This window comes from Nocardia macrotermitis (assembly GCF_009604405.1).
Lineage (GTDB): Bacteria > Actinomycetota > Actinomycetes > Mycobacteriales > Mycobacteriaceae > Nocardia > Nocardia macrotermitis.
On the sequence record NZ_WEGK01000007.1, the window covers coordinates 113,240 to 139,074 of the forward strand.

A 25,835-nucleotide genomic window follows, 5' to 3' on the forward strand; every position below is an offset into this window, starting at 1 on the left:
CGTCCGGAGTCACGTCTTTGACCACACCACACTCACCCGCCCCCGATCCGTACACCACGGCTACCGGAGTATGTCCCGTCCATCGCGGTCCCGCCCCGGACGGCAACTCCGACCCGCGATTCCCGATGTACACCCCCGATTTCGTCCGGGAACCGAACGACACGTACGACCGGATGCGCCAGGCGCATTCGACCCTGGTCCCCGTCGAGTTGGCTCCGGATGTTCCGGCCACTCTGGTCATCGGGTACAGCACCGCGGTCCAGATCCTCAACGATCCCGACCACTTCCCGTCCGATCCGCGCGCCTGGCAGAAGTCCATTCCCGCGGATTCGCCGGTCCGGCCGATGATGGAGTGGCTGCCCGCGGCCCGCTACAACACCGGCGCGACGCACCGGCGGTATCGCGACCCCTCGGTCGTCGCCATCGATGCCATCGATCAACACGCCATCCTGGCCATGGTCGAGAACGCCGCGGTCCCGCTGATCACCTCGTTCTGCGAGGACGGTCAGGCGGATCTGGTGATGCAGTACGCATTCCCGCTGGTACTCGAGGTGCTCAACCAGATGTGTGGCTGCCCCGCCGACATCGGTGAGCGGGTCGCGGTCGGCATGGCCGATCGCTTCGACTCCGACAAGGTGAAAGCCAAACAGGGCATGCAGGATCTGCGTGCGGCGCTGATGGAGTTGATCGCGCTCAAACGCGACCGGCCCGGCGACGACGTCACCTCGCATCTCGCGCATCACCCCAACGGCCTCGACGATCTCGAGGTGTTCGCGCAGCTGATGAGCTTCTACGGCGCGGGTTTCGAGGCGCAGCGCACCTTCATGGCCAACGCACTGCTGCTGATCTTCACCGACCCGCGTTTCCAGCCCGACAGCGGCCGCAACCTCTCGACCACCGACGCGCTGGACGAGGTGCTGTTCAACAACCCGCCGATGGCGAACTTCTGCACCACCTATCCGCGTCAGCCGATCCAGATCGACGGTGTCTGGCTCCCCGCCGACCAGCCGGTCCTGATCAGCCTCGCCGCCTGCAACAACGACCCCCGCATCCGCGGCGAGGGCAACACCAGCATCGGCAACCGCTCCCACCTGGCCTGGAGCACCGGCCCGCACGTCTGCCCCGCCAAGGACGTCGCCTACCGCACCGTCGAGAGCGCCATCGACCAACTCTTCGACCGCGTCGGCGAAATCCAGCTCGCCGTCCACCCCGACCAATTGGTCTGGCGCCCCGGCCCGTTCCACCGCGCCCTCACCGCCATGCCGGTCGTCTTCGAACCTTTGCGTCGGCAACAGGTGATGATCTAGACAGATCGATTCGCGCGAACGGCCCGGCCGCCCAAGGCAACCGGGCCGTTCGCGTACGTCCTGCAACGCAATCGGTTTCATCGCAGACCATCCGGACAGCCGCGGATCGAAAATCCGCATCCCCCCGGCATTTTCCCCGCGCAGACCCCGAAAAGGTCGCTCGCCGAGTCCGATTCGCCGCTATCGGTGGTGGCTGTAACCACCGCCACCGTGATGAACATGCCCCTCGTTCTTGGACTCGCCACCGTGGTGCGAGCAAGTTCCCGGACCGGTGCTCGGACTCGATGTGCCGTCATTGCACGGTGTTCCGCCACCACTCGACCCATCAGCGGACCCGTCGGCCGACCCGCTCGCCGACCCCGTGTCGACAGCCACCGGTATCGCACTCGCGGTCCCGTACAGCGCACCGGTAGCGGCCACCCCCATCAACGCGACACCGATCAATCTGCGCAGTTTCATGCATGATTCCTTTCCGATGGATCGAACACAGAAGGAATTCGACGAACCGCCGCCACCGTTACAGGGCAGTCTTCGCGTTTTCAGGGGTGTCGCTGGCGACCTAACCGCTCATGCACCCACCGCGTGCACTGCACACCTGGCAGCAAGTTGATCTAGTGGCTCGGCGCGACGCTCGGTCGGCATGTCGACGATGAGCCCGCCGCAGATGTCAACAGTTCGGATGGGGCTTGTGCCCGAAGTCGACCCGTCAAATCTGGTCAACTCGGGTCATTCTCGATCAACCGAGAACAACTTCCAGCAACACTGTGGACTCCCGTATATCGCTCTGCTGCACTGGCTTACCGGAATGCTCATGACTTCGGGAGTGCAGAATGTGGATAGAGATCGGGAAGACTGTCCGGGCCGCGATCGGCGATTGGGGGACGACTTGTCGGCTGGCGGTCTGCGTCGGAGTGCTGACCGTCTCGGCGGTCGTGCTTGCTGCGGCGGGTGTGCTGTAGGTCGACCACAGGGCAGAGAAACTGAGGAGAAATGTTGTCCACGAGTAACGGAGCGCGATCGGCAATTGCTCGGTTCGGTGCCGACCTTGCCGAGTTGCGCTTGGCGGCTGGAAGTCCAAGCCACCGGCGCATCCTCGCGTTGTCGAAGCCGAGGACAGAGACAACCGTCAGCGTCAATACATTGAGGAATGCCGAACGCGGTGAGCGGCTGCCGTCGGTGGCTGCCGTCATTACCTATGTCCGTGGCTGCCATGCGGCTGCGGCTGCGGCCGGTATGGTGGTCGACGAGCCCAGATTCACAGTGCTGACGTGGCAAAAGCGGTGGAAGCAGCTCAAAGCGTCCACAGTCACGGCAAGCGCAGGCGAGACCGCGCAGCCGACCGGTCAGGCGGTGTGGCTTCCGAATCTGACGGACATGACCTACCTCCTGATGCCCACCCCTGACAGGGTTGCCTTCGGCAACATCATCCCGACTACCTCGAGTGCCATGGTGGCTCGGCGTTCACCGAATCAACAAGTCGCTCTACTGGGCGGCCGTCCCGTCGTCACTGGCCGACTGGACGATCCGAACGACGTCGCCCTGCTTCTGATCGAACTGTCGCATGCACGCGAAGAAACACAGATCGAGGCATTGCTGAAGCTCGACCTCATGTCACGTATCGTCGTCGACGAGAGTTGGGGTGTGACAGGCCTATTGACCGTTCTGACGGATCTCGGCGCAGACGAGCAGGCAACCGCACTAGCCCGCCGCGCAGCGGTCGGCACGCCTGTCACCAACCTGTATTTCGTACATGACGTACTGGTCGTGCTTCAGAAAGCAGGAGCCCACGACCAGATCGCTGTGCTGCTACTGCGAGATCCCGCCGGGAACACTGACCTCGATGACGGATTCGTCGTGGCCAAACTCCTGAAGCAGTTGTGGGACCTCGGCTTCCAGCAGCAAACGATGAAGCTTCTGCGCAGGGCCGCCACAGGCGTTGATTTCAGTGAGGGAGAGGGCGTCGCGCACGTCGTCAGAGTCATGCTGGACATCGGCCAAGACGAATACGCGACGGAACTGGCCGGGCGGTCCGACTTTCTGGAGCATCCGGATGACGTAGCGAATCTGCTGTGGAGCCTGCGGGAAGTCGGAGCTGAACAGCAGGTCGAAGCACTGCTCGATCGAAACCTCGCCGCTACGATCTCGCTCGAACACAACGTTTCCGAGCTGGTGAGGTCATTCTGGGAAGCCGGTGCAGTACAGCAGGCGGCAACTCTAGCGAATCGCGCCGTGGCGAACGGTAAGGACCGGATCGGTGCATATTTCGAGAAACTCATGAAGGACACACCGGTAGCAGCTGCGAGCGTTGACCTTTCGGATACATGATTTTCCCACCTTTCGGACCAATCCTCCTATCACAACAAGGCAGGAAAGCAGTCTACTCATTGCATGACTTTGTCGATGCCATTAGCCGCTGCCCGCGCAACGGACTCCGCACCTGCTTTCACCTCGTTCACCAACTCTGGCGTGGGATCTTGCAAGTCCGAGGTCGCAGATTCAGCGTGATTCTCCCCTTTCGTAATCACGGTCACTATAAGATTGGCGACACGAAATACTGTCCGCACGCTCGCCGTGTCGCCGCTAGTGCTATCGACACCTGTAAAAGCTTCATCGCCGATATCCGCGAGCGGCGCTTTTGTACCGTGGAATTCATCTCGAGTCTGCGCAAAAGAGTTTACGGCAGAGCCAACCGGGTCACTCGACGTCACATAATCCATGAACTGGACCGCAACTTGGCGGGAACTCGGATCCCCAACCGCCTGGTTCGGCGACGGTATTGGGCCACCGAAGCTGACAACACAATTCATGAACGTCGATTTCATCGATGGCGGCAGTTCGGAGTTATTCCCGGTTGCAAATTTACTGCCAGCATCGAAAATCTTACCCGCAAATGTCCGCACAGCAGTCAAGGTCACACTATTCAAGCCTGAACAATCTTTCGGCAACCGATCGAACCGGGGCGTGACTTCCTGAGGATGAGAACCAGAACATCCGGCAAGTGCGATCGAAGAAGCCAGGAGGTACGCCACAAAGGCGGACGCACGTGTTATTTTCATTTTTACCCAGTCGGCTTTCGTGGTTGCCAACTGCCGTTGTCCAACGCCGCGGGGGCAATCTCAGAAGGTACTTGAATCGTTGCCGCGGAGTTCCTGATCTTATTGAGGTTTGTCATCATGGTGTCTCTATACGTAATAAGATCGCCGACAACTTTGTTGGTTTCATCCAAGAAGCCTTGTAGCGCCTTGGTTATGGCTTCCGTGTTACCTTTCAGATCAAAATCGAATTCTAGCGCTCCTTCGACCTCTTCCAAGAAACTGGCACCGAGCCCTAGAATAATATTCGCATACTTGGTAATATGATCGATGGCCTGCTTGTAATTGCTCATTATTTGAGATCGGAATCCGTCGATCTCATCCGCCATACTCTTCATGATATTGCGAGTATCTGTTGTACTCGAGATTACTCGCGTTACGTAATCAGTGGCGGCACCAGCAGCTGCACTTCCGCCCCATCTGGCGTTCAAATTCTCTTTCGCAGTTGAAAGGCCAGCGCTATGATCGCTGCCATCCACGGCAGAGGTAAGTTCCTGTATCGAGGTACGCCATGCACCAACGATGATCGGGACCTGATTTGGATTGCCCAGCATGCCATGACAGGTATCGACCATGTCTCGGACGCCTGGCACATTGAGCTTCTCGGCGGTGGTGACCAATGTGCTGGCCGGACCCCACGGGAAAACAAGCTCAGCAGGAAGGTTGTCAGGGTTCTGATCGGCGGGGATCGGATAACCCTTGATTGTCTTATTTCCCATGTCTAGTATCCCAGCTGCTCGTTGATGTACCCGAACTTCCGGTAGTAATCGGCGTCCAGATTCTCATAATTCTTTGCGCAGGCGCTGATCCCATCCCCTGCGGACGCGATTGTCTTCTTACCTTTCGTAAGCTTATCGCTGACATCGGTCAAAGTGTCATTGAATACATTTGCGACATCTTGACCGAATATGCCTAGCGTGAATCTCGCCATTCTATGTTCGCCAATATGTCTTGCCGAAGTCTCATAGTGAGTTGCGGTATTCTTTATTTCGTCGGCCTGCATGCGCAAGGCTTGGGGGCAGACATGGAAGTCTGTCATTCGAAACCCTTCATCTCTCCGAAGTGGAACCAATACTGGCGAACGCTGAATTCAGCGTCGTTATTACCGCAGCTATCACATGACTTTCATTGCTATTACTCACCTCGTAAGAATCGAGGTCGATAGAGCGTAGAACTCCGCGATCATCGACTGTCACACTTCCGAAGTCGGTGCCGTCGAAGCTGTCTATGATTTTGAAGTTACGCAAAGCTGCGGGCGGCCTCGGATCGCGATTTCTGATCGCAGTTACAGAGCGATCCCAGTTATGGTTAACTTCTTGAATCAATGCGTACAAGTCATCAAAATCTGTCATTATCACCCTCTCGCAGTCGATTTATCCGGATTGCTACTGTAGATCTGTCAGCAGGTCGAATGCTTCGGGGAACTCTTGCCGAAGATTTTCGACAACAGCAAGTGATGCATTGCGACGTGCACCGTTGATAGCCTCAACTATTGCGCGACACACTCTATCCAAATCACCACTTAGCGCCCATGCCGGTCGATCCAAGCTTCCAAACCCGTTGGATAGGGTTACATTGAGAACCCGCTGACCATCCGCCGAAATCGTAGCAATTGCCTCACCGTCGCTCGATCGAGCGGTAAAAGACTCGGCATCGACTGATACGGTTCGCGCGATCCGCGCTCTGAGAGCCTCGATCTGGTTATCCGTCTCGATGACGACGCGACGCCATTCTTCAATTTCCATGAATAATCCTGAGTCTTCGCGAATTCATCTACAAATGCCTCGTTTCAATTGTTCTTTACGGTGTCATCTTCTCGATCTGCTGACGTTGCTCCTCGTCCAGCGCAACGTAATTCGCGATTGCTTTGGCGACAGTCTCTTTCATTGTTTTGACGGTCTCGATGTGTTGCTGAAGGATTGCGTCCATCGCTCCGTCGTGGCCCGTGGCGAGGCTTGAGTACTTCTTCTCCAAAATCTTGCTCGAATCGAAGCTTCCGAAGCCTGTAATGGTTTCGACGAGACCGACTGTCCGCAGTGATTTCTGGAGATTCTCTATATGAGTGTCACAAACCTTGTCCAGCCCTTTGCCTGTCTCGGGATCGAGATACAGTTCACCTGCTTCGGCCGCAGCCAGCAGGCGTTTCCATTCAGTTGGATCGATGCCATCCATATTTTCCTCAGTTCTGCGGTAGAAACTGGGCCAGCGCATCCGCGAGGCGGCGCACGATGCCGCACGGCTCTGCGAGGCCATCGGCTCCGTATCGATTCAACAGATCGAAATCTGCTGTGCCACCGGTAATCTGGACATCGATGGAGCATCCGTAGTCATGCGATGCACCCACCGGCCGATACTGCAGTGCCTGGCGTCCGGCGACCGTCGTCGGCGTGAAGTCCGTGAAATCGGTTCGCTTACGAAAATCGTCGATGGTCCGGCTCGATGTCAGTATCGAGAAATCGAACTTCTTGTCCATGGAACCCCAGCTACACACCTTCCACCCGTCGAAGGTAGTGCCTGCCACCTTGTCGGTCTTGGTACTGGGATCGAGGGCGAGTCCCGAAACCGACGCGTCGGAGATCGTACATGGATCCCACTGAGCCGCTGCCGGGGCCGCTGAGGTCGCTACAGATTTTTCAGACACGGCAGTAGTGCTGGTGTCACTCTTCCCACATCCTGCGAGCGCCAGCCCCGCCACTACCGCCAGGGTGATCGCGCCCAGCCTGCGCATCATCTGCTGCCCTCCGTTGTCGAACGGGGGCCGGTCAGTGTGTCCCCCACTTTCGGGAACCCTACCGGTGGTGACATCGAGTTACAACGCAACCGGCGGTGGTTGACCACCCGCATCAACACGCTACGCCGAGACGCCTTCACGACCGAACAGAGCTGTCAGGCCGTCACGACCTCAGCTACCTGCGTGTATGGCACCAGTGCTCACGCACCGACTACCGAGGCATTGCTCAAGGACCAACTCCGACATCGCCACCGCCTGTCGTGCGTCCGATGCGGAGACGGATCGCATCCATTGCCCGCCAACAACTTTTACGACCGCACCGGACTTACACAGAAGCGAGGCGATTCCAGTGAGCACGCGTTCAGGGGCGGTCGAACTGGTTGTCTGCCACACCTTTTGCGAAGGCGTCCCACTCATCGGTGTTGTAGGACAACATAATTCCTCGGTTGTCGCGGACGACCGCGCTTCCGTCGGGGTGGACCGTGATCGTCAACGCATCACGCACCGAGCCGGATGATCGGTCCAGCGCCAACTCTAGGACTGCCGACCACTCTTCCGCGGCGACCGAGATGATCGGTTGATCGACAGCCGGGCCGGTGTACTTACTATCGCGCATCAGCACCGAGTCGGCCCTGTGTGCGATCTCGACGCAAGTCTTTTCACCGCCACTGAACGTCGACTTCGTCCAGTCGAGGGACACCTCGACGCACGTCGTCGAGTCCTGGGAGAACGGCGGTTTGAACCATGTTGTGCTCATGGCGTCAGCCTATCCGAGCTGCGATGTCCTTGATCAGCCTCGAGGACTCCTCCCGATCGAGGGCAATGGACCGCATCTGGTTGTACAGATATTCGAGAGCATCGACTTGCGTTGTCTCGTCGGTGATCTCGCCGTATATCGCGGTTTCGAGCCAGCCCAGGATCGGCAGCCGAGGGTTTCCGAAGTCGAGCAGATGGAAAGTTGCGGCGTTCAGGCTCGCGATAGATCCCCTGGCATCGAACGGCAGGACTCGCACGTCGAGATTGTCGGGATGCTTGTTCACCATCTCACACAAGTGGAGCAGTTGCTGGCGCTGGACATCGGGACCGCCGACCTGCTGCATCAGAGCAGCCTGCCCGATGACGACCGAAAGTTGCAGCGGGTCAGGGTCTTCGAGCCGCCGCTGTCGTTGGAGGCGGGCGCGGACTCGTTGCTGCGCTTCGGTTGGGCGACCGGTGGAGACGATCGAGTAGACTAAGGCGTTGATGTAGTCCTCGGTCTGCAACAGCCCTGGGATTACGCCGTTGTCGACGCTGCGGATGCGGAGGGCACCGTCCTCGAGACCGTAAAAACGCATGAGTTGATCGTCGAACAGAGCGGAGTACTCGTTCCACCAAGCGCGTTCCTTCGCGATCGTACGGAGCTCGCGTAGTTCGGTCTGCTCGTCGCTGTCGAACTCGAGCAGACCGAGCAGGGGCTCGAGTTTGTCTTCGGTGAGGACTCCCCGATAGTTCGCTACTTGCGACCAGTAGCCGGGACTTATGTCCAGAGCCTTGTGGATCGCGTTCGCCTTGATACCACGGGTCTTGCTCTGCTCCCGGATGCGGAGCATGAGTTCCCAGCCTGCGACGGTTGGCGACCTTCGGGGCATGTACACGAGTCCTCTCTCCGGGTGACATCTTCACGATACAAGAGATGCGGCAGATGCATTCAACCTATTGCACTACTAAACTTTAGTGTCGTACTCTTGCTTACATTGGGGTTGAGGTTGGTTCCCGGTTGGGGAGGTCTTGCCACTGAGGAGCCGGAGGGCATACCCCACCCCTCCACAGGTCAAGCAACTCGCATCAGTCTTCGAGGGAGTTCCGATGTGTTCCAACGCTTTTGCACGCCCGGGTGGCCCGCCTAGTGCGCTCGGCGCAGCCGCGATCAGCGATGTCGACCGTGCGGATGCCGATCGCCGCGTTGGCTCGGTTGAGTCGAATGTTGTTCTGGCGGACGTGCTTTCGGTGTATCGCAGAGCCCGGCGCGACGAGCGGGCGGAACGGGGTGCGCGATGAGCCTGATCGACGTATGGAATCTGGTGTCGGCCGTCTTGGCAACGCTCGGCGGGGCCGTCCTCACCGTTCTAGGTATCGGTGCCTTGTTCGCGATGGATTGGCCTCGGCGGGCGATCCCGCGGATTCCGGATGGGCGAGAGCTTACTCGGCGGCCGTTGTCCTGGACGTGCACTGCGCAGCCCCGAGCGATGAATACTGAAGAGGCTCGGCGGGTCTTACGGGTTCATCGTGGTCATGGATGCGTGCGCGAGCGGGACGCGGCAGCGGTCCTCACGGCGGCCGCGCGGGCCGCGAATCGTTCACAGCGCGCGCGTAATAGACACGGGGACAAGGTGGTTCGCCATCGTTACACGAACGGACGTGGCCCGCACCTGCGTTGACCATCAGAAAGATCTGTCTGTAGAGCGGCGATTGCGACATGGCGTGATCCGCTATGGCTCGACACTCATCCGCTGGCGAAGGGGATTCTGTGAAAAACCATGCGTTCCAGGAGCTTCCGAGTAACGCTACGCCTCCGGCGCAGATGCATCAGGAGGTTAACGCGCGTCGTGACACCGAATGCAAGCTGGACAGCTGCGACATACTGCGATACAGCCGGATGCGGCAAACCGAACTCGATCAGGCCTGTCATCTCACCACGCCGGACCGGTATTTCAAGCGTAAAACCATTGCTAGACAAGAAATCTCCGATTGGAAGCAGGCGGGTCGATGCATCTGGAGTCTGTCGTGCTGATCGAACCGCTACCGACGAAATCGGAACTGCTGCATGCATGTCGGGGGATTGCCTACGATCATCATCCAATCTTACTGGCTGCGCATACTCTGACCCTGTTGCACGAAAGACGTTTGGGAGCAGAGCCTTCCGAGACCCTCGAGATCGATGACGAGCGGGCTCGGCGAGTCCGCGCGGTAGACAGCTGGACAACGGAGACTTTGCCGCCCGCCCATGGTGCCGCCTATGTCCACACCGAGACTCTCGGCGCTGTCGTCGATCGGGTAGCCCGCTACACCGCTGTGGCCTATGCAGCCTTGACCGGACTTCGGGGCACCGATCTCGGCGATGCTTGGGAACAGCTCGCAGAGCTGGCGATCGGGTACGAAGACCTTGTCACCGAGGTGCATACCGGGCGTCGCCGTTTGCCCGGCGGGCCATGACGATGTCCGGTATCACCTTCCCACAGCTGGTCCTACCGAATCGACCGGACGACAACAGTTCCCAGCAGATTCCGACATGCCGACGACTGTCGCCTGACAGTCGTCAGGCATACGTCGGGCAGTACAGGTGTCGCACGCGACGAAATTCGCGACGCTCGACCGATCATTCCCCGGGCGTGTGTCCGGCTGGTTGTTCGGAGCGCTCGAGGGTGGCGGCCCAGGTGGACAGGAGGCGGAGGGCGTCGGCGGTGGGGGTGTCGGCGGGGGCGGTATAGACCAGCAGGGTCAGGCCGGGGTGGGCGGGGAATTCCATGGCCTCGAAGTCGAGTTCGAGGCGGCCGACTTCGGGGTGGTGCAGGTTCTTGTGACCGGTGCGGTGGAAGCGGACATTGTGCGCGGCCCAGCGCGTTCGGAATTCCTCACTGCGCGTGGATAATTCGCCGATCAGCTCGATCAGTTGGCGGTCGTGTGGATTGTGCCCGGCCTCGGAGCGCAGCATGGCGGCGATATCGTCCGCGGCGCGATCCCAGTCCTCGAAGAATTCGCGCGCGGCGGGGTCCAGATAGATGAAGCGGGCGCTGTTGGCGGGGCGGCGCGGGTCCGCGAGCATCGGGGCGTAGAGCGCGCGGGCCAGGTGATTGGCGGCGAGCATGTCGTGACGGGCGTTGCGGATCCAGGCCGGGCCATCGGTGATGATGTCCAGGAGTTGCCGCAGGCCCGGCGTGATGCCGGTGGCGGGCTTGGCGCGCCGCCGCCGGGCCGGGGTGGGAGTCGCGGCGCGGGCCAGATCGAACAGGTGCGCGCGTTCGGCGTCATCGAGTTGCAGGGCGCGCGCGAGGTTGTCCAGGACCGCATCGGAGGCTCCGGCGAGGTTGCCACGTTCCATTCGCACGTAGTAATCGATGCTCATACCGGCAAGCAAGGCCACCTCCTCGCGACGCAACCCGGCAACGCGGCGGTTTCCCCCGTAGGCGGGCAATCCGGCCTGCTCGGGGGTGATGCGAGCCCGCCGGGAGGTCAGGAACTCCCGCACCTGCACTCGATGATGGTCCATGTTCTCCACGGTAGGCCGCCTGCGGCCGATCGCGGGAGGTACTGCGATTACCTGGAAGAGCCTTGACTCCCACGGTCGCGTTCCGGGGCGTGTACTCGAACCATGATCCGCACCGGCGCGGCTCGCCCGCCCGGCGACCGGAACCGACCTCGGCGGAGATCCCGCCGGACGGCTGCGACACTGAAGGTTGCCACCCGGTAGCTGCCGCGGTATCCGAAACACTGACGCACACCGAACAGGAGATGCTCATGCGAGCGACCTACATGTACGCCCCCGGCGACGTCCGGGTCATCGACGCCCCCGATCCGATCATCGCGCACTCCACCGACGCGGTCGTCCGCGTGGTGCGCAGCTGCATCTGCGGCTCGGATCTGCACCCCTACCACTCGATGCCCCCCAACCCGCACGGCAGTTCCATGGGGCACGAATTCGTCGGCATCGTCGAGGACATCGGCGGCGATGTGCGCACAATTCGCAAGGGCGACTTCGTGATCGCGCCGTTCGCGTGGTCGGACGGCACCTGCGATTTCTGCCGCGAAGGTCTGCAGACCTCGTGCCGGCACGGCGGATTCTGGAACTCCGGCGAGGTGCGGGGCGGACAGGCCGAAGCGGTGCGGGTGCCACAGGCCGACGGCACCCTGGTCGCGGTTCCGGTCGCCGAGGACTCGCCGCTGATCCCGTCGCTGCTGACGCTGTCGGACGTGTACGGCACCGGATACCACGCGGCGGTGAAGGGCCGCGTCGGGACGGACACCTCGGTCACCGTGATCGGTGACGGCGCGGTCGGGCTGCTGGCCGTGCTGTCCGCGAAACAGCTTGGCGCACAACAGATTATCCTGATGGGTCGGCACAAGGTCCGCACCGATCTGGGCCTGGAGTTCGGTGCCACCGACATCGTCGCCGAACGCGGCGAGGAGGGTATCGCCGCCGTCCGCGAACTCACCCGGGGCGACGGCACCCACGTCGTCATCGAGGCCGTCGGTCATATGCCCGCCTACGAACAGGCCGTCGGCGTGGTCCGCCCCGGCGGCACCATCAGCCGCGTCGGCGTACCCCAATATGCCACCGCCCCAATCGGTTTCGGCACCCTTTTCGGCCCCAACATCACCCTCACCGGCGGCCCCGCCCCCGCCCGCGCCTACATCGACACCCTGCTGCCCGGCGTCCTCGACGGCACCGTGGACCCCGGCAAGGTCTTCGACCGCGAGATCGACCTCGCCGACGTCCCCGACGGCTACCGCGCCATGGACGACCGCGAGGCCCTCAAGGTCCTCGTCCGCGCCTGAGCCGCGGCGGCGCCGCCCCTCATCCCGATCCGGACGGCACAAGCTCGGCGAAATACGCTACAGCCGTGCCGATTCCCGATCTGCGTCGACCCGGCCCGCACCCACATACGCCTGCCACAGCGCGGCGTAGGTTCCGTTGGCGCGCAACAACTCCGCGTGCGGACCCACCTCGGCCAGCCGTCCGCCCACCATCACCGCGACGATGTCCGAGTCCGCGGCGGTCGCGAGCCGATGCGCCACCACGATCGTGGTGCGGCCCGTGGTCAGCACATCGATGGCCGCGCGGACCCGGGCCTCGGTGGCCAGGTCCAGGGACGCGGTGGCCTCGTCGAGAATCAGGATGTCGGGCTCGACGAGTTGGGCCCGAGCCAGCGCGAGCAACTGGCGCTGACCGGAGGACAGCAGCCGCCCCTGCGGGCCGATCGGATGGTGATAGCCGTGGTCGAGCGCGGCGATCATCTCGTGCGCGCCGACCGCCCGCGCCGCCCATTCGATCTCGGCCGGATCGGCATCGGGTCTGCCGTAGGCGATGGCCTCGCGCACGGTGTCGCCGAACAGATACGGCTCCTGCGGCACCACGCCGAGACGTTTGCGGTAGTCCTCCAGCCGGAAATCACGAATATCGTTGCCGTCCACCAGAATCCGTCCGTCGGTCGGATCGTAGTAGCGGGCCAGCAGTTTGACCAGCGTGGACTTCCCGGCCCCGGTCTCGCCCACCAGCGCGACCCGCTGCCCCGGTTCGATCCGCAACGTGATGTCTTGCAGCACATCGGCATCCCGCGCCCGATACCGGAACCCGACCTCCCGGATCTCGATCGCACCGTCGACCCGCCGCACCGCCCGTGGCCGCGCCGCGGCCGGGGTGGACACCTCCACCGCGAACAACCGCCCCAGCCGATCCACACCCACCACCGCCTGCTGATAACTGTCGAACACCTGCGAGAGCTGCTGAATCGGCGAGAACAGCAGATCGATGTACAGCAGGAACGCGATCAACGTCCCGGCGGTCAACTCGGCGGCGCGCACCTGCTGCACACCCACCGCGAGCACCGCGGCCGTCGCGACCACCGACAGGAATTCGATGAACGGGAAGAACACGGCCATCAGCGTCTGGCTGCGCAAGCGTGCGTCCCGGTACTCCCACGACATCCAGTCGAATCTGTTCCGGTTCAACGCTTCCCGCCGATACGCCTGGGTGACCTTGATGTTGTCGACATTCTCCTGCAAGTAGGCGTTGACCGCGCTGACCTTGTCCCGCGCCCGGTTGTAGGCGGGCACCGACAGCCGCCGGAACAGCACCGTGGCGGCGATGAGGATCGGCATCAGCGCGAGCACCACCAGCGCCAGTTCCGCATCGATCAGCAGCAGCGCGATCACCACGCCGCCGATGGTCAGCGAGGAGGTCAGCGCCGTGGACAGTCCGGTCTGCAGGAAGGTGGACAGCCCGTCGACATCGGTGGTCATCCGCGTCATGATGCGGCCGCCGAGTTCGCGTTCGTAGAATTGCAGGCCCAGGCGCTGCAACTGGGCGAACGTCTTGACCCGCAGGCCGAACAGCAGCCGCTCCCCGGCCCGTCCGGTGACCCGCACCTGCGCGAGGCCGATCACCCAGTCGGCCAGCACCACCACCGCCGCCGAGGCCGCCGCGCCCAGCAGCACGTCGCGCGCGCCGACCAGCACACCCCGGTCGATGCCGTAGCGCACCAGCACCGGGATCAGGATCTGCGCGATCGCGTCGAGCGCGACCAGGCCCAGCCCCGCCAGCAGCGGCCCCGCGAACGGGCGCAGCAATCTGGCCAGACCGAATTCCGGATCGGCTGTGCGAGTGAAACTTTCGGGTACCTCCGGTTCGCCGGAGACCGGTGCCAGCGCGTCGATGAGCTGTTGCACGTCGCCGCTGGGTGGGGCGGAGGTCAGCATGCCGCCGCCGCGCGCGAAGCCGCCCGCCCCGCCCGCATGGTGGGAGAAAGCCCGCGCCATCTGCTCCAGCGTCCGGGTCTCGTCGCCGTACTCCGCAGGTTCGGCCCACAGCGTCGCGGTCGGCACGAGATCTGTCGTAACACGCAGTGCCGCACCGATTTCCGACACCTCCGGCGGGGTGAACAGCGTCGCGAAGAGGGTGCCCGACTCGCGCAGCTCGACCAGGGTGCCGGACTCCGCGACCCGCCCGTGATCCAGAATCACCACCTGATCCGCCAAGGCCAGAGTCGAAACACGGTGCGCCACAACTACTGTGGTACGCCGCTGCACCTCGGTGGCGATCCGCTCGAAGATGGTCTGCTCCACCTTCGCGTCGATCGCGGAGGTCGCGTCGTCCAGGACCAGTACCGGCGCGTCGGTGAGCAACGCGCGAGCCAGCGCCAGGCGTTGCCGCTGGCCGCCCGAAAGTCGTTGTCCCCGTTCCCCGATCGGGGTGTCGAGCCCGTCGGGAAGCCGCCGGACGAAGTCGTCGGCCGCGGCGAGATACAGCGCGTGCCGGATCTGTTCGTCGGTGGCCTCGGGCCGGCCGTAGGCGACGTTGGCGCGGACGGTGTCGGCCATCAGATGCGTGTCCTCGAAGACGATCGCCACGAGACTCCGCAGCTGCGGCAATTCCCGCACATCCACACCGTCCAGGCGCACCACACCGGCATCGGGATCGATCAGCCGCGGCAGCAACGTGGTCAGCGTCGACTTGCCCGACCCCGCACCACCCGCCAACGCCACGGTCCGACCGGCCGGAATACTCAGATCCAACCGGTCCAGAACGGTGGTGTCACCGATGCGCACGGTCACCTCCGACAGATCGATCCGCGGCGGCGCGGCACCTGTCACGGACGCCGCGGCCACCACAGGCGCGGCACTCGCCACGGCACTCACCACGGCACTCGGCGCGGCACTCGGCCCGACACTCGCCACAGCACTTGGCTCGACACTCGCCACGGCACTCACCACAGCACTTGGCCCGACACTCGGCGCAGCATCGATAACCTCCCGCACCCGATCCAGCGACGCCTTGCCCTGCTGACTCACCGTGAGCAACGTCGAGAACTGCCGCACCGGACTCACGAACGAGCCGAGATAGGTCATGAACGCCAGAAACGTGCCGAGACTGATCGTCTGACGCAATGCCAGCAGACCACCCACCACCAGAATGAACACCTGCCCCAACGCGGGCAGCGCCGCCATCGCGGGCGTGAAGCGGCTGGTGATCCGCACGACCCGCAGCCGGGACCGGAACAGATCACGGGCGCGTCGCTCCAGTTCGCCGATCTCCCGACGCTCCTGACCGAACCCCTTGACCACCCGCACCCCCGCGACCGCGGACTCCACCCGCATCGCCACCTCGGCCGCGTGGGCCTGCGCATCCCAGTTGGCGGGGAACAACTCTCGCTGCGACCGCCGGGTGACGAACCACAGCGCGGGCAGCAGCACCAGGGCCACGACCGCCAGCGGCGGGGACATCGTCGCCATCAGCACCAGCGCGCCCAGCAGCAGCGCCACATTGCCGGTGACGATCGGAATCAGTTGCAGGAACATCTGAATCAGCGTGATATCGCTGATCGCGCGACTCACCACCTGTCCGGTCGTCACCGTCAGCTGCGCCCGGCCTGGCATGTGAACCAGCGCGGCGAACAGATCCGAACGCAGATCGAACTGCACTCCCAGCGACAGCGTGGACGAGCAGACCCGGCGCAACATCGACAGCCCGAACCGGACCACGCCGATCGCGATCAGCGCGACGACCGCGGCGGCCACCGGCACCCGGGAACCGCCGAGCGTGTCGACCACCTGCCGCACCACCAGCGGCAGCACGGCGGTCAGCGCGGCGCTGCCCAGCGCACCGACGGTCGCACCCGCGACGGCCCGCGGATGCGCCAGACATCGATGCAGCAGATACCGCACCCACCCCTGCTCCGCAGCCGAATTCGACCGGCTCACAGGGCAATTGCCGCGTCGGCGGCGGCGAACCGATTCTCCGGACGCGCCAGTCCGTAGTGCCCGCGCAGGGTCGACTCGGTGTACTCGGTCCGAAACAGCCCGCGCTGCTGGAGAATCGGCACCACCCGCTCCACGAACGTCTCCAACCCCGAAGGCAGTACCGCGGGCATCACATTGAACCCATCGGCCGCACCGCCGGTGAACCACTCCTCGATGGTGTCCGCGACCTGTTCCGCGGTGCCCGCGAAGGTCCGGTGTCCACGACCGCCGCCCAGGCGAGCGATCAACTGCCGCACCGTGAGTCGTTCGCTGCGAGCCAGATTCACGATCAGCGTGAACCGGCTCTTCGCGCCCTCGATCTCGTCCTCGGTGGGGAGGTCGGCGGGCAGTTCACGATCCAGCTCGAGCGCCTCGACGGGCAGGTTGAACCGCTCGGCGAGCGTGCGACGCTGATACTCGGGCCGAATCAGGTTGGTGAGCTCGTCATCGAGTTCGCGCGCGTGCGCCTCGGTATCCCCGATGACCGGGACGATACCCGGCAGGATCTTGATCGTGTCGGGATCGCGGCCGAGGCGGCGGGCCCGGTCCTTCAGGTCGGTGTAGAACTGCCTGCCGTCCTCGAGCGTCTGCTGCGCGGTGAACACCGCCTCGGCGTACCGGGCCGCGAAACCTTTGCCGTCCTCGGACGAACCCGCTTGCACCAGAACGGGATACCCCTGCGGCGAGCGCGGCACGTTCAGCGGCCCGGCCACCCGGAAATACTCGCCGACGTGGCCGATCTCGCGGACCTTGTCCGGATCGGAGTGGATGCCGAGTTCCTTGTCGCCGATGTAGGCGTCGTCGTCCCAGCTGTCCCAGAGTTTCGTTGCCACATCGACGAATTCGGCGGCCTTCTCGTACCGCAGCCGGTGATCCGGGACGTCGTCGAGCCCGAAATTGCGGGCCGCGTCGGCACCGGCGGTGGTGACGATGTTCCAGCCCACCCGGCCACCGGACACCCAATCCACCGAGGCGAACCGGCGGGCCAGGTTGTAGGGATCGTTGTAACTGGTCGAGGCGGTGGCGATCAGGCCGAGATGGCTGGTGCGCAACGCGATCGCGGTCAGCAGCACGGTCGGCTCCAGTTTGCCCACCGGCCGACGCCCCGGATCTCCTTGCAGCACCGGCGAATCGGCGAAGAAGATGGAATCGAACCGGCCACGCTCGGCGGTCTGCGCCAGCCGGATGTAGTGCTCGATATTCAAGTGCGCCAACGGATCCGACTCCGGCAGCCGCCACGATGCCTCGTGGTGGCCGGTCGACATCAGGAAGGCGTTCAAATGCAGTGTTCTACTCATCGGAACGGAATCTCTCTCCGGTAGTGGGTGATTCGGCGATCACGCCGTGGATGACGCGGCGCTCAGGCCGCGAGTGGGTCGGCGCCCAGCGCGCTCAACAGCGCACGCCGGATCTGCTGGAACTGTGGCTGTGACGGGTCGCGCGGGCCATCGATATCGATCTCGATGTCCACCTCGATGCGACCGCGATCCAGGATCACCACTCGTTGCGCGAGGGTGATGGCCTCGTCGACGTCGTGAGTCACCAGCAGCACGGTCGGGCGATGAACCTCGATCAGGCGGCGCAGCAGGGCGTGCATGCGGATGCGGGTCAGCGCGTCCAGAGCGCCGAAGGGTTCGTCGGCAAGCAGCAGATCCGGCTCGCCCACCAGCGCGCGGGCCAGTGCGGCACGCTGCTGCTCGCCGCCGGAAAGTTCACCGGGCCAAGCCTTTTCGCGTCCGGCCAGTCCCACCTCGCCGAGCAGCTCCGACGCCGCGGCCCGGCGCGAACGGGGCTGACCGAACAGCACGTTCGGCAGGATCCGTTTCCAGGGCAGCAGCCGCGAATCCTGGAACACCATCGAGGTCCGCGTCGGCACCCGCAGCAGACCCGCGCCCGCCACGCCGTGATCGATACCGGCCAGCGCCCGCAGCAGCGTCGACTTGCCCGAACCGCTCTTACCCAGCAGCGCCACGAACTGGCCCTCGGGAATCGTCAGATCGACGTTGTCCAGCACCGCGCGGCCGGCGAAGCTGCGGGTCACACCGCGCAGCCGGACCCCCGAACCGGGGTCACCGGATGGTTCGACGGGCGTCAGTCCGCCAGAGTTCGTCGCCACGACAACACCTTTCGCTCCAGAATACGAATGCCGGAATCGCACAGCAGCCCGAAGATTCCGTAGACCGCGAGCCCGACGAGGATGACGTCGGCCTGGCCGTAGTTCTGGGCGTCCTGCATCATCTTGCCCAGCCCGTCGGTCGCGTTGACCGACTCGACCACCACCAACACCAGCCACGACGTGTTCACCGCCAGCCGCAGGCCGAGGAAGAAGCCCGGCAGCGAACCGGGTATCACCACCTGCCGGATGAACGCGAACCGCGAAACGCTCTGGATCTCCGACAATTCGACCAGTCGTCGATCGATGCCGGTCAGCGCGGAATGCGTCGGCACGTAGAGGGTGACCGCGGCCGCGAGCATGATCAGCACGATCTTGAAGCCGTCGCCGATCCCCAGCCACAGGATCGTCAACGGGACCAGGCCCAGGGTGGGAATCGAGCGTTTGAGTTGAACCACGCCGTCCACCAGGGATTCTCCGATGCGGGAGAGTCCGGCGATCAGCGCGAGGGTGGTGCCGATCGCGACGCCCAGCACCACGCCGGTGGCCACCCGCTGCATGGACACCTCGATATTGGTCAGCAGTTGGCCGTCGCTGAGCAGTTGCCAGCCGGTCGAGAGCACGGTCCAGGGTGCGGACAGTTTGCGGCGGTCGAGCAGTCCGGCGGACGCGCCCGCGGACCAGACGCCGACCAGCAGCGCGACGCCGAGCAGCCGGGCGAACGGGATCTGGCGTCGCAGTCCCAGCCGACGCCGGGCCGGGCGGGCGGTGAAACCCGCGGCGGCGCGCGGCGCGGTGAGCGCCGGATGACGTGCGGAAATGACGGTCATGGGTTCACCCCTGTGCGTTGGTGCGGTATCGCGGCGCCACCGCGTCGGCGGCGACCTGCTCGAATCGCCGATCGAACAACTGGTGGGCGTCGAAGGATTTCCCGAACGCGCCCGAACCGGTGATCAGATCGATCGTCTGCTGTTCCCACTCGATCGCCCGATCCCAGTTCGGCGGGAAATAGGGACGTTCGGTCGTGGCCATGATGCGGCGGCCGTCGGCGGCGCTCACACCCTGGTTCCCCACGTAGTAGTCGGCGATCCAGCGGTCCTGGTTCTCCCATTCCCAGACCTTCGCCCGCGCCCAGTACTCGACGAATTTCCTTATGGCCGCGAGCTTTCCGTCATCGCCGAGCACCGAGGCCGGTGCCCACAGGATGCTCAGCGCGTCGACCGCGTCGGACGGCGCCGTGGTCGCGCCCTCCGAGCGGTACTGCGCGAGATATTTGGTGAGTGTCGGTTCGCCCAGCGGCGCGATGTCGACCTGTCTGCCCTGTAGTGCGGTGAGGAACTGCGGGCTGTTGAGCTGCACCAGCGTGACGTCCTTGGTGCTGAGACCGGCCTGTTGCAGGGTGCGCAGCACCACACCGCCCTGGGCCTGACCCGGTGAGTAGGCGATCTTCTTGCCGCGCAGATCCTGCAAGGTGCGAATGGTGGTCCCGGGAGCCGTCGCCAGACCGTAATTGGGCGTGCTGCGCCACAGCACCGCCACGATGCGGGTGTCCAGCCCTTGCGCGTGCGCCTGGAGGGACGGAATTCCGGCATTACTGGCCAATTCCACCGAACCGCCCTTGAACGCCTGGATCACATCCGGTCCGGCGGACACATTGGGCCAATCGGGCACGGTGAACGGCAGCGTGCCCAGCTGGCCGCTGCTGGTCAGCGCGACCTTCATATCGGTCGCGGAGATCTTCAGCGACGTCCCCGGCGGCACGGTGGTCGGCAGCGGCTTGCCGAAGTCGACGGATCCGCCCGCGGTCGCGCAGGCGGAGGTGACACAGGCGGCGGTCAGCACCGCCAGCGATGCCGCGCCGACCCTGCGGGTGAGGCGCATCCGATATGCGCTCGGCCGCGCTTCGATGAGCTTTCTCATTGCTCGATCGTCGCGAATTACCTTGTGCTGCACAATATTCGGTCGACTTAAAATTACCGGGACTCGAACTGCGGTGCCGCGGCCTCCTTCCGGTGCGCGCCGAAGCCGTCGGTGACGACGGCGAGCGGATCAGCGTAGAGGCGATGCAGCAGCACCGCGGCGGCCGAGGTCTCCAGCGAGCGCCCCGGGAACGAGGTGCCGGTGACGCGCCGGCGCGCGGACGCGCTCATCTGCGCACGCGCGGCGACGGCGTCGAGGTAGGTGGCGCGCACCGCGGGCAGTGCGTTGAACGCGCGGTCGGTGATGATGAGCGTCTCCGGATTCAGCACGTCCAGCAGCGCGGCGGCCACGACGGCGAGTCCGCGGGCGCGTTCCTCGAACAGCGCGTGCACCCGGGCATCGGTCTCGGCGGCGACGAGCATGGCCGGAAGAGTCGGATCCGCGACGAGTCCCGCTGCGGCGGCACGCTTTTCGAGTGAACGATCCGAATACGCGTCGAGCGGGCCCGCCCCGCCGGTCCCGACGCCGGAGGGGACGAGCGTGGCCAGCGAACCGGCCGACGAACCGGGTCCGTAATGCACCCGCCCGTCGACGGCGAACGCGGCATCGATGACGTTGCCGACGAACAACACCACCGCCGAGGAGTCGAAACCCAGTGTGCCGAAAAGCTGTTCGGCGTGCACCAGCGCGCGGGCGTGGCTGTCGAGCTCGACGGGCAGCCCGGTCAAGCGAGTGAGCAGATCCCGGATCGGGGTGTCGCGCAGGTGCAGCAGCGGATGTTCCAGCACCACACCGGCTTCCGGGTCGACCCAGCCGCCGGTCGCGAACCCGACCCCGGACAGGCGGATGTCCGCGGGCAGGTCGCGACGCAACGCGGTGAGTGCGGCGGCCGCGTCGGCGACCAGGTCCGGCCCCTCGAGGGTGCGGTGCGGCACGATCGCGCCGGAGACGATCGTCCCGGCGATGTCGACCACCGCGACCCGGGTCTGGGTGGCCGCGAAGTGGATGGCCGCCACCGCATTTCGGCGATCGAGGGTCAGCGGCGCATGCGGCCTGCCGACCCGCTGCGACCGGTCCACCGGCGATTCGCACAGCAGGCCCGCCTCGAGCAGGGCCCGGGTCTGGCTCGTCACCGTCGCCGGGGACAAGCCCGCATGCGTCGCGATCACCGATCGTGACGCGCTGCCCGATGCCAACAGCGCGCGCAGCACCGCACCCGCGGCCGTCGGCCACCCTCTCGCCGGTTTCATAGACCTCGGTTCCTCTTCGCCTCCGGCCGAGACTACGAGATCGGACCGGGTTCGGGACCGTTCTCCCTCAGCGTGATCCGAACTCGCGGGATGCCATTCTGAAACAGTCCGAATTTCTTCGCCGAGAAAAATAAATATGCCGGGTATTTGAAATCACGCAGACGGCAACGCGTGTGGTTCCGGTTCGCGCACAATTACCATCCATTTCGCCGCAGGGTGTCGAACAAGTTGTCCCCCAAGGCATTCCGGCACAGGTCGCGACGGTCGACCGGGTGCATTCCGAAAACCGACGGAGCGCAGAGATATGACAGAAACCATCGAACACGTGGATACTCTCACCGTGCGGCGGGTCGCCGGACATATCGGTGCGGACATTATCGGTGTCGATCTGAGCCGCCCGCTCGACGACGACACCGTCGCGCGCCTGCGCCGCGAACTGCTGACGCACAAGGTGCTGTTCTTCCGCGATCAGCAGCTGAGTCACGCCGAGCAGATCGAGTTCGGCCGCCGCTTCGGCGAGCTCACCCACGCCCACCCGCACGAGGACGCGCCGCCGAGCGAGGCCCCGCAGATCCTGACCATCGACCCGCAGGTCTACGAACGTCGTTACGGCGCACCGCGACCGGACTACCAGGACCGCCAGTACAGCTACTACAGCGGCTGGCACACCGACGTCACCGCCTCGGTCAACCCGCCCGCCATCTCCATCCTGCGTTCGGAGGTGGTCCCCGATTTCGGCGGCGACACCACCTGGACGAATCTCGTCGCCGCCTACGAGGGCCTGTCCGAGCCGCTGCGCGCGTTCGCCGACGGCCTGACCGCGGTGCACCGGTTCTCCGCGGGCCGCAAATTCGACGACAACGAGGCGTACGCCCGCCGCATCAACGACAACCTGCTGATCTCGGAACATCCGGTGGTCCGCGTGCACCCCGAGACCGGTGAGCGGGCCCTGTTCGTCAACCCCGGCTTCACCGATCACATCGTCGGCCTCTCCCCCGTCGAGAGCACCAAACTCCTCGAACTGTTCTTCAGCCACCTCTCCAGCCCCCGCTACACCGTCCGATTCCGTTGGGACGCACACAGTGTCGCGGTCTGGGACAACCGCGCCACCGCCCACCTCGGCCCCCAGGACCTGGGTCACCTGGACCTCACCCGCACCCTGCACCGGGTCACCGTCGTCGGCGACCGCCCCGTCGGCCCCGACGGCTTCGTCTCCAAGATCATCGCGGGCGAGGAGTTCAAGACCGAAGCCCACGTCAAGGTCTCCTGAGCAAGCACTCGGCGGCCCACCACGTCGGCGGGCCGCCGATCCGCTTGCGCCGCAACTACGGAAAGATCGTTCCGCATACGCTCACGTGAGCCACACGTTCAGAAGGAGACCGGCATGACCGCATGGACCCCGGACCAACTCGACACGATCGCCCGCGTCGACGAGATCGAGATCTCCTCCCGCCGCCCCGACGGCACCCTCACCACACCCCGCGTCATCTGGGCCGTCCGCACCGACGACGAGATCTACATCCGGTCGGTCAACGGCCCCACCGCCGCCTGGTACCGCGCCACCCGATCCCGGCACGAAGGCCACCTACGAGTCGCCGACGTAGACATCGACGTCACCTTCATCGACACCGACAACACGGTCACCGACCGCGTCGACGCCGCCTACCGCGACAAATACCGCCGCTACGCCGCCTCGATCATCGACTCCATCAACAGCCCCCGCACCGCCGAAACCACCATGCGCCTGATCCCCCGCTGACCCGACTCGCTATCCGAAAGATGTTGCGGCCGTAACCTATTGCCACGGGTTGATGATGGGCACCGCAGCAGCCTCGAACGGACCGGTGTCGCGCGTGGCGACGATGAAGCCCGCCGCGGCCGCCGTTGCGGCGATCATGCCGTCAGCGGTGGCGATGGCCAGACCGGCTGCGCGGGCGGTGGCCATCAGGCGCGCGTACCGTGCGGTGGCATCGAGGTCGTACGGCAGGATGCGGCCGGTGAACAGCGGCAGGATGCGACTCTCCAAATGCTCGAGCAGCACGGTTCGGCGGCGGCCGACGGGCATGGCGGCCGCACCGTAGCGCAGTTCACCAACGGTGACAGCACTCAAGTAGAGGGTTTCGACATTCTGGGCGTCGATCCAGTCAGCTACCCGCGGATCGGGATCACGACGCAGAGGTTCACTGATGACATTGGTGTCCAGGATGATCACTAATCGAACCCCGGAGGCTCGGCGGGGGTGCGGTCACGATTGTCGAGCAGGGCGTGCTCTTCATCGGTCAACGCGATCTCGCGACCGACGGCCGTGAGCATCGCACCGAGTTCGACCCGATCGGGTGGTTGTACGGCGTCGGCGAGGATAGCGCGCATCTCCGCCTCGACACTGCGGCCATGCGTTGCGGCACGCTGGCGAATCGCGCGGTGTACCTCATCGCTCAGATTTCGGATCGTCACGTTTCTCATCCGCTGTCATCTCCTTCGCGCGCCATCAATGATGGCATAAACCATTCAATGATATCAATCTCCTGTCCGGACCACCACATGACAGGCACTGCCCCCTCTCCGGTGGCTGGCTCTCGGGCCGCTGGCGCAAGAACACCCCCACCTCCGCCGCCCGCCCCAACGTCCGCTTCGACCTCTCCACCCCCGCCAACCAACGCAAACTCGCCATCGTCGAAAACCTCGCCCAGTTTGGCCGACCAATCCGGCCACTCCCTCCTCGAACGCGAGATACGGAACATGTGGGTGCTGGTGCGGCAGGTGACGCCGTCGGCGGCGCTGGCGCACTGCATATTCTCGATCCGCGGCGAGCGGCTGCCGTAGGCCAGCACCACACCCGTCGCACAGTGACGACGCCAGCCGCGTGTGAGGACGATGCAAGCGCCCGGGACGAAGCTCGACGACATGACACCGAACAGCGATCATCAGGCCGCAGGAAAGACGTATCTGGTCACCGGAGCCAGCGCGGGTATCGGATACTTCGTCGCCGAACAACTCGCGGCCGCGAACGCCACGGTCGTACTGGGCTGCCGGGACACCGCCAAGGCGGACCTCGCGATGCGTGCGATCCGCACACAGGTCCCTGATGCCCGGCTGCGGTCGGTGCGCGTGGACCTGGCGGACCCGTCCTCGCTACCCGCCACAGTGGAATCCCTCGACGTCGACCACCTGGACGCGGTCGTCCTCAACGCTGGTGTCATGCCGACCGGTCCGGACCGCCGCGTCAACGCCGCTGGCAACGAATTGACCTTCGCGACAAACCATCTCGGCCACTTCGCCCTCCTCGCCCACCTGATGCCCATCCTGATAGCCACCCCGAACGCCCGCGTGATCACCGTGGGCAGCTTCACGGCGCGATCGGCGCGCCTGGACCTCACCGACCTGCAATCCGAACACGACTACCAGCCCAAACGCACCTACGAGCGATCGAAACTGGCCCAGATACTCATCGGTTTCGAACTGGACCGCCGCCTGCGAGCACACGGCATCGACAACGCCAGCATCGTCGTCCACCCCGGCGGTGCCCTGGATTCGTTGACTCCCTCCCGTCCACCGCTGTTCAGCCGCACCACCACACAACACCTGCTGGCACTACCCGCGGGCGCTCTGGTCCACGGCAAACACGCCGGTGCCGAACCGATAGTCCGCGCCGTCCTCGACAACGAAATCACCAGCGGAGAACTCTGGGGCCCAAGGATTTTCGGCCTGCGAGGCAAACCTCACCGCGAAGCACCTCACCTGCACATGACCGATCCGGCCACGGCAGCCGAACTATGGACCGCCAGTTCGAAACTGACAGAACTGGACCCACTGCCCTTGCCCCCGAACATTCCGGTCAGGACCACATCCGAATACCAACGCCACGGAGCGTAATCAGCACCGAACCACAACGGAATCCGCAGCCTGATTCGCCTCTGTGCCAAGACTTTC

At 64.2% G+C, this 25,835-nt stretch carries 27 protein-coding genes; 9 read left to right on the forward strand and 18 right to left on the reverse strand.

All coding sequences use genetic code 11. The features are described from left to right. Positions 1-125: 125 nt before the first annotated feature. The 3 genes from NRB20_RS17775 (at position 126) to NRB20_RS17780 (ending at position 3,632) form a co-directional block, all read left to right on the forward strand. The gene (locus NRB20_RS17775) at positions 126-1,307 is read left to right on the forward strand and encodes a cytochrome P450 (protein WP_227833627.1); all 1,182 of its coding nucleotides are present in this window, start codon (positions 126-128) and stop codon (positions 1,305-1,307) included. 830 nt (positions 1,308-2,137) lie between these two features. Next, on the forward strand, positions 2,138-2,266 hold the full coding sequence (locus NRB20_RS38930; RefSeq protein WP_264766359.1) for a hypothetical protein: 129 nt from the start codon (positions 2,138-2,140) through the stop codon (positions 2,264-2,266). Positions 2,267-2,300: 34 nt separating this feature from the next. Beyond that, the gene (locus NRB20_RS17780; protein WP_153411273.1) at positions 2,301-3,632 is read left to right on the forward strand and encodes a hypothetical protein; all 1,332 of its coding nucleotides are present in this window, start codon (positions 2,301-2,303) and stop codon (positions 3,630-3,632) included. Positions 3,633-3,688: 56 nt separating this feature from the next. On the opposite strand, the gene NRB20_RS17785 is transcribed toward NRB20_RS17780, so the two are convergent. The 9 genes from NRB20_RS17785 to NRB20_RS17825 form a co-directional block, all read right to left on the reverse strand. Further along, complete coding sequence (locus NRB20_RS17785; protein ID WP_153411274.1) at positions 3,689-4,393, reverse strand: hypothetical protein; 705 nt, start codon at positions 4,391-4,393, stop codon at positions 3,689-3,691. Beyond that, positions 4,366-5,118, reverse strand: a complete 753-nt coding sequence (locus NRB20_RS17790; RefSeq protein ID WP_153411275.1) for a hypothetical protein — start codon at positions 5,116-5,118, stop codon at positions 4,366-4,368. The genes NRB20_RS17785 and NRB20_RS17790 overlap by 28 nt, the downstream gene beginning before the upstream one ends. 2 nt (positions 5,119-5,120) lie before the next feature. Next, on the reverse strand, positions 5,121-5,438 hold the full coding sequence (locus NRB20_RS17795) for a type VII secretion target (RefSeq protein WP_153411276.1): 318 nt from the start codon (positions 5,436-5,438) through the stop codon (positions 5,121-5,123). Between the two features lie 10 nt (positions 5,439-5,448). Continuing rightward, positions 5,449-5,751, reverse strand: a complete 303-nt coding sequence (locus NRB20_RS17800) for a hypothetical protein (protein WP_153411277.1) — start codon at positions 5,749-5,751, stop codon at positions 5,449-5,451. 33 nt (positions 5,752-5,784) lie between these two features. Next, positions 5,785-6,144 carry a hypothetical protein gene (locus NRB20_RS17805; RefSeq protein ID WP_153411278.1) on the reverse strand — a complete coding sequence of 120 codons (360 nt, stop codon included), beginning with the start codon at positions 6,142-6,144 and terminating at the stop codon, positions 5,785-5,787. Positions 6,145-6,199: 55 nt separating this feature from the next. Next, positions 6,200-6,571, reverse strand: a complete 372-nt coding sequence (locus NRB20_RS17810; RefSeq protein WP_153411279.1) for a hypothetical protein — start codon at positions 6,569-6,571, stop codon at positions 6,200-6,202. Between the two features lie 7 nt (positions 6,572-6,578). Beyond that, the gene (locus tag NRB20_RS17815; RefSeq protein WP_153411280.1) at positions 6,579-7,130 is read right to left on the reverse strand and encodes a DUF3558 domain-containing protein; all 552 of its coding nucleotides are present in this window, start codon (positions 7,128-7,130) and stop codon (positions 6,579-6,581) included. A gap of 361 nt (positions 7,131-7,491) precedes the next feature. Continuing rightward, positions 7,492-7,830 (reverse strand): DUF397 domain-containing protein, encoded by a 339-nt coding sequence (locus NRB20_RS17820; RefSeq protein ID WP_319945050.1) that lies wholly within the window; start codon positions 7,828-7,830, stop codon positions 7,492-7,494. A gap of 61 nt (positions 7,831-7,891) precedes the next feature. Then, a complete protein-coding gene (locus NRB20_RS17825; RefSeq protein ID WP_227833628.1) occupies positions 7,892-8,719 on the reverse strand; it encodes a DUF5753 domain-containing protein in 828 nt (275 codons plus the stop codon). Between the two features lie 1,156 nt (positions 8,720-9,875). On the opposite strand from NRB20_RS17825, the gene NRB20_RS17830 reads away from it, so the two are divergent. Continuing rightward, positions 9,876-10,322 carry a DUF4254 domain-containing protein gene (locus tag NRB20_RS17830; protein WP_153411282.1) on the forward strand — a complete coding sequence of 149 codons (447 nt, stop codon included), beginning with the start codon at positions 9,876-9,878 and terminating at the stop codon, positions 10,320-10,322. Positions 10,323-10,485: 163 nt separating this feature from the next. Here the strand turns inward: NRB20_RS17830 and NRB20_RS17835 are convergent, their stop codons facing one another. Continuing rightward, positions 10,486-11,376 (reverse strand): helix-turn-helix transcriptional regulator, encoded by an 891-nt coding sequence (locus tag NRB20_RS17835; RefSeq protein ID WP_153411283.1) that lies wholly within the window; start codon positions 11,374-11,376, stop codon positions 10,486-10,488. 248 nt (positions 11,377-11,624) lie between these two features. Here NRB20_RS17835 and NRB20_RS17840 point away from each other — a divergent pair, with 248 nt between their 5' ends. After that, positions 11,625-12,662 (forward strand): zinc-binding dehydrogenase, encoded by a 1,038-nt coding sequence (locus NRB20_RS17840; RefSeq protein WP_153411284.1) that lies wholly within the window; start codon positions 11,625-11,627, stop codon positions 12,660-12,662. A gap of 57 nt (positions 12,663-12,719) precedes the next feature. On the opposite strand, the gene NRB20_RS17845 is transcribed toward NRB20_RS17840, so the two are convergent. From NRB20_RS17845 to NRB20_RS17870, 6 genes are all read right to left on the reverse strand, one after another. Beyond that, a complete protein-coding gene (locus NRB20_RS17845) occupies positions 12,720-16,583 on the reverse strand; it encodes an ABC transporter ATP-binding protein (RefSeq protein ID WP_319945051.1) in 3,864 nt (1,287 codons plus the stop codon). Beyond that, complete coding sequence (locus NRB20_RS17850; protein WP_153411285.1) at positions 16,580-17,920, reverse strand: LLM class flavin-dependent oxidoreductase; 1,341 nt, start codon at positions 17,918-17,920, stop codon at positions 16,580-16,582. Before NRB20_RS17850 ends, NRB20_RS17845 begins: the two co-directional genes overlap by 4 nt. Positions 17,921-17,982: 62 nt before the next feature. Further along, on the reverse strand, positions 17,983-18,738 hold the full coding sequence (locus tag NRB20_RS17855; RefSeq protein WP_319945052.1) for an ABC transporter ATP-binding protein: 756 nt from the start codon (positions 18,736-18,738) through the stop codon (positions 17,983-17,985). Beyond that, positions 18,714-19,565: an ABC transporter permease gene (locus tag NRB20_RS17860; RefSeq protein WP_153411286.1), complete on the reverse strand. Its 852-nt coding sequence runs from the start codon at positions 19,563-19,565 to the stop codon at positions 18,714-18,716. Before NRB20_RS17860 ends, NRB20_RS17855 begins: the two co-directional genes overlap by 25 nt. Positions 19,566-19,569: 4 nt before the next feature. Then, positions 19,570-20,655 carry an ABC transporter substrate-binding protein gene (locus NRB20_RS17865; RefSeq protein WP_194289903.1) on the reverse strand — a complete coding sequence of 362 codons (1,086 nt, stop codon included), beginning with the start codon at positions 20,653-20,655 and terminating at the stop codon, positions 19,570-19,572. 53 nt (positions 20,656-20,708) lie between these two features. Beyond that, the gene (locus NRB20_RS17870) at positions 20,709-21,905 is read right to left on the reverse strand and encodes an ROK family transcriptional regulator (protein WP_153411287.1); all 1,197 of its coding nucleotides are present in this window, start codon (positions 21,903-21,905) and stop codon (positions 20,709-20,711) included. A 304-nt stretch (positions 21,906-22,209) separates the two neighbouring features. Between NRB20_RS17870 and NRB20_RS17875 the strand changes: the two genes are divergently transcribed. Together NRB20_RS17875 and NRB20_RS17880 are read left to right on the forward strand one after the other, a co-directional pair. Next, positions 22,210-23,175 (forward strand): TauD/TfdA dioxygenase family protein, encoded by a 966-nt coding sequence (locus NRB20_RS17875; RefSeq protein ID WP_153411288.1) that lies wholly within the window; start codon positions 22,210-22,212, stop codon positions 23,173-23,175. A gap of 114 nt (positions 23,176-23,289) precedes the next feature. After that, a complete protein-coding gene (locus tag NRB20_RS17880) occupies positions 23,290-23,664 on the forward strand; it encodes a DUF2255 family protein (RefSeq protein WP_153411289.1) in 375 nt (124 codons plus the stop codon). A 36-nt stretch (positions 23,665-23,700) separates the two neighbouring features. Here NRB20_RS17880 and NRB20_RS17885 read toward each other — a convergent pair whose 3' ends face one another. Together NRB20_RS17885 and NRB20_RS17890 are read right to left on the reverse strand one after the other, a co-directional pair. Then, positions 23,701-24,117: a type II toxin-antitoxin system VapC family toxin gene (locus NRB20_RS17885; RefSeq protein WP_319945053.1), complete on the reverse strand. Its 417-nt coding sequence runs from the start codon at positions 24,115-24,117 to the stop codon at positions 23,701-23,703. Then, positions 24,117-24,368 (reverse strand): FitA-like ribbon-helix-helix domain-containing protein, encoded by a 252-nt coding sequence (locus NRB20_RS17890; RefSeq protein WP_153411290.1) that lies wholly within the window; start codon positions 24,366-24,368, stop codon positions 24,117-24,119. The genes NRB20_RS17885 and NRB20_RS17890 overlap by 1 nt, the downstream gene beginning before the upstream one ends. 228 nt (positions 24,369-24,596) lie before the next feature. Between NRB20_RS17890 and NRB20_RS38935 the strand changes: the two genes are divergently transcribed. Together NRB20_RS38935 and NRB20_RS17900 are read left to right on the forward strand one after the other, a co-directional pair. After that, the gene (locus NRB20_RS38935) at positions 24,597-24,728 is read left to right on the forward strand and encodes a hypothetical protein (protein WP_264766360.1); all 132 of its coding nucleotides are present in this window, start codon (positions 24,597-24,599) and stop codon (positions 24,726-24,728) included. Positions 24,729-24,809: 81 nt separating this feature from the next. Continuing rightward, positions 24,810-25,778: an SDR family NAD(P)-dependent oxidoreductase gene (locus tag NRB20_RS17900; protein WP_153411291.1), complete on the forward strand. Its 969-nt coding sequence runs from the start codon at positions 24,810-24,812 to the stop codon at positions 25,776-25,778. Positions 25,779-25,835: the final 57 nt, after the last annotated feature.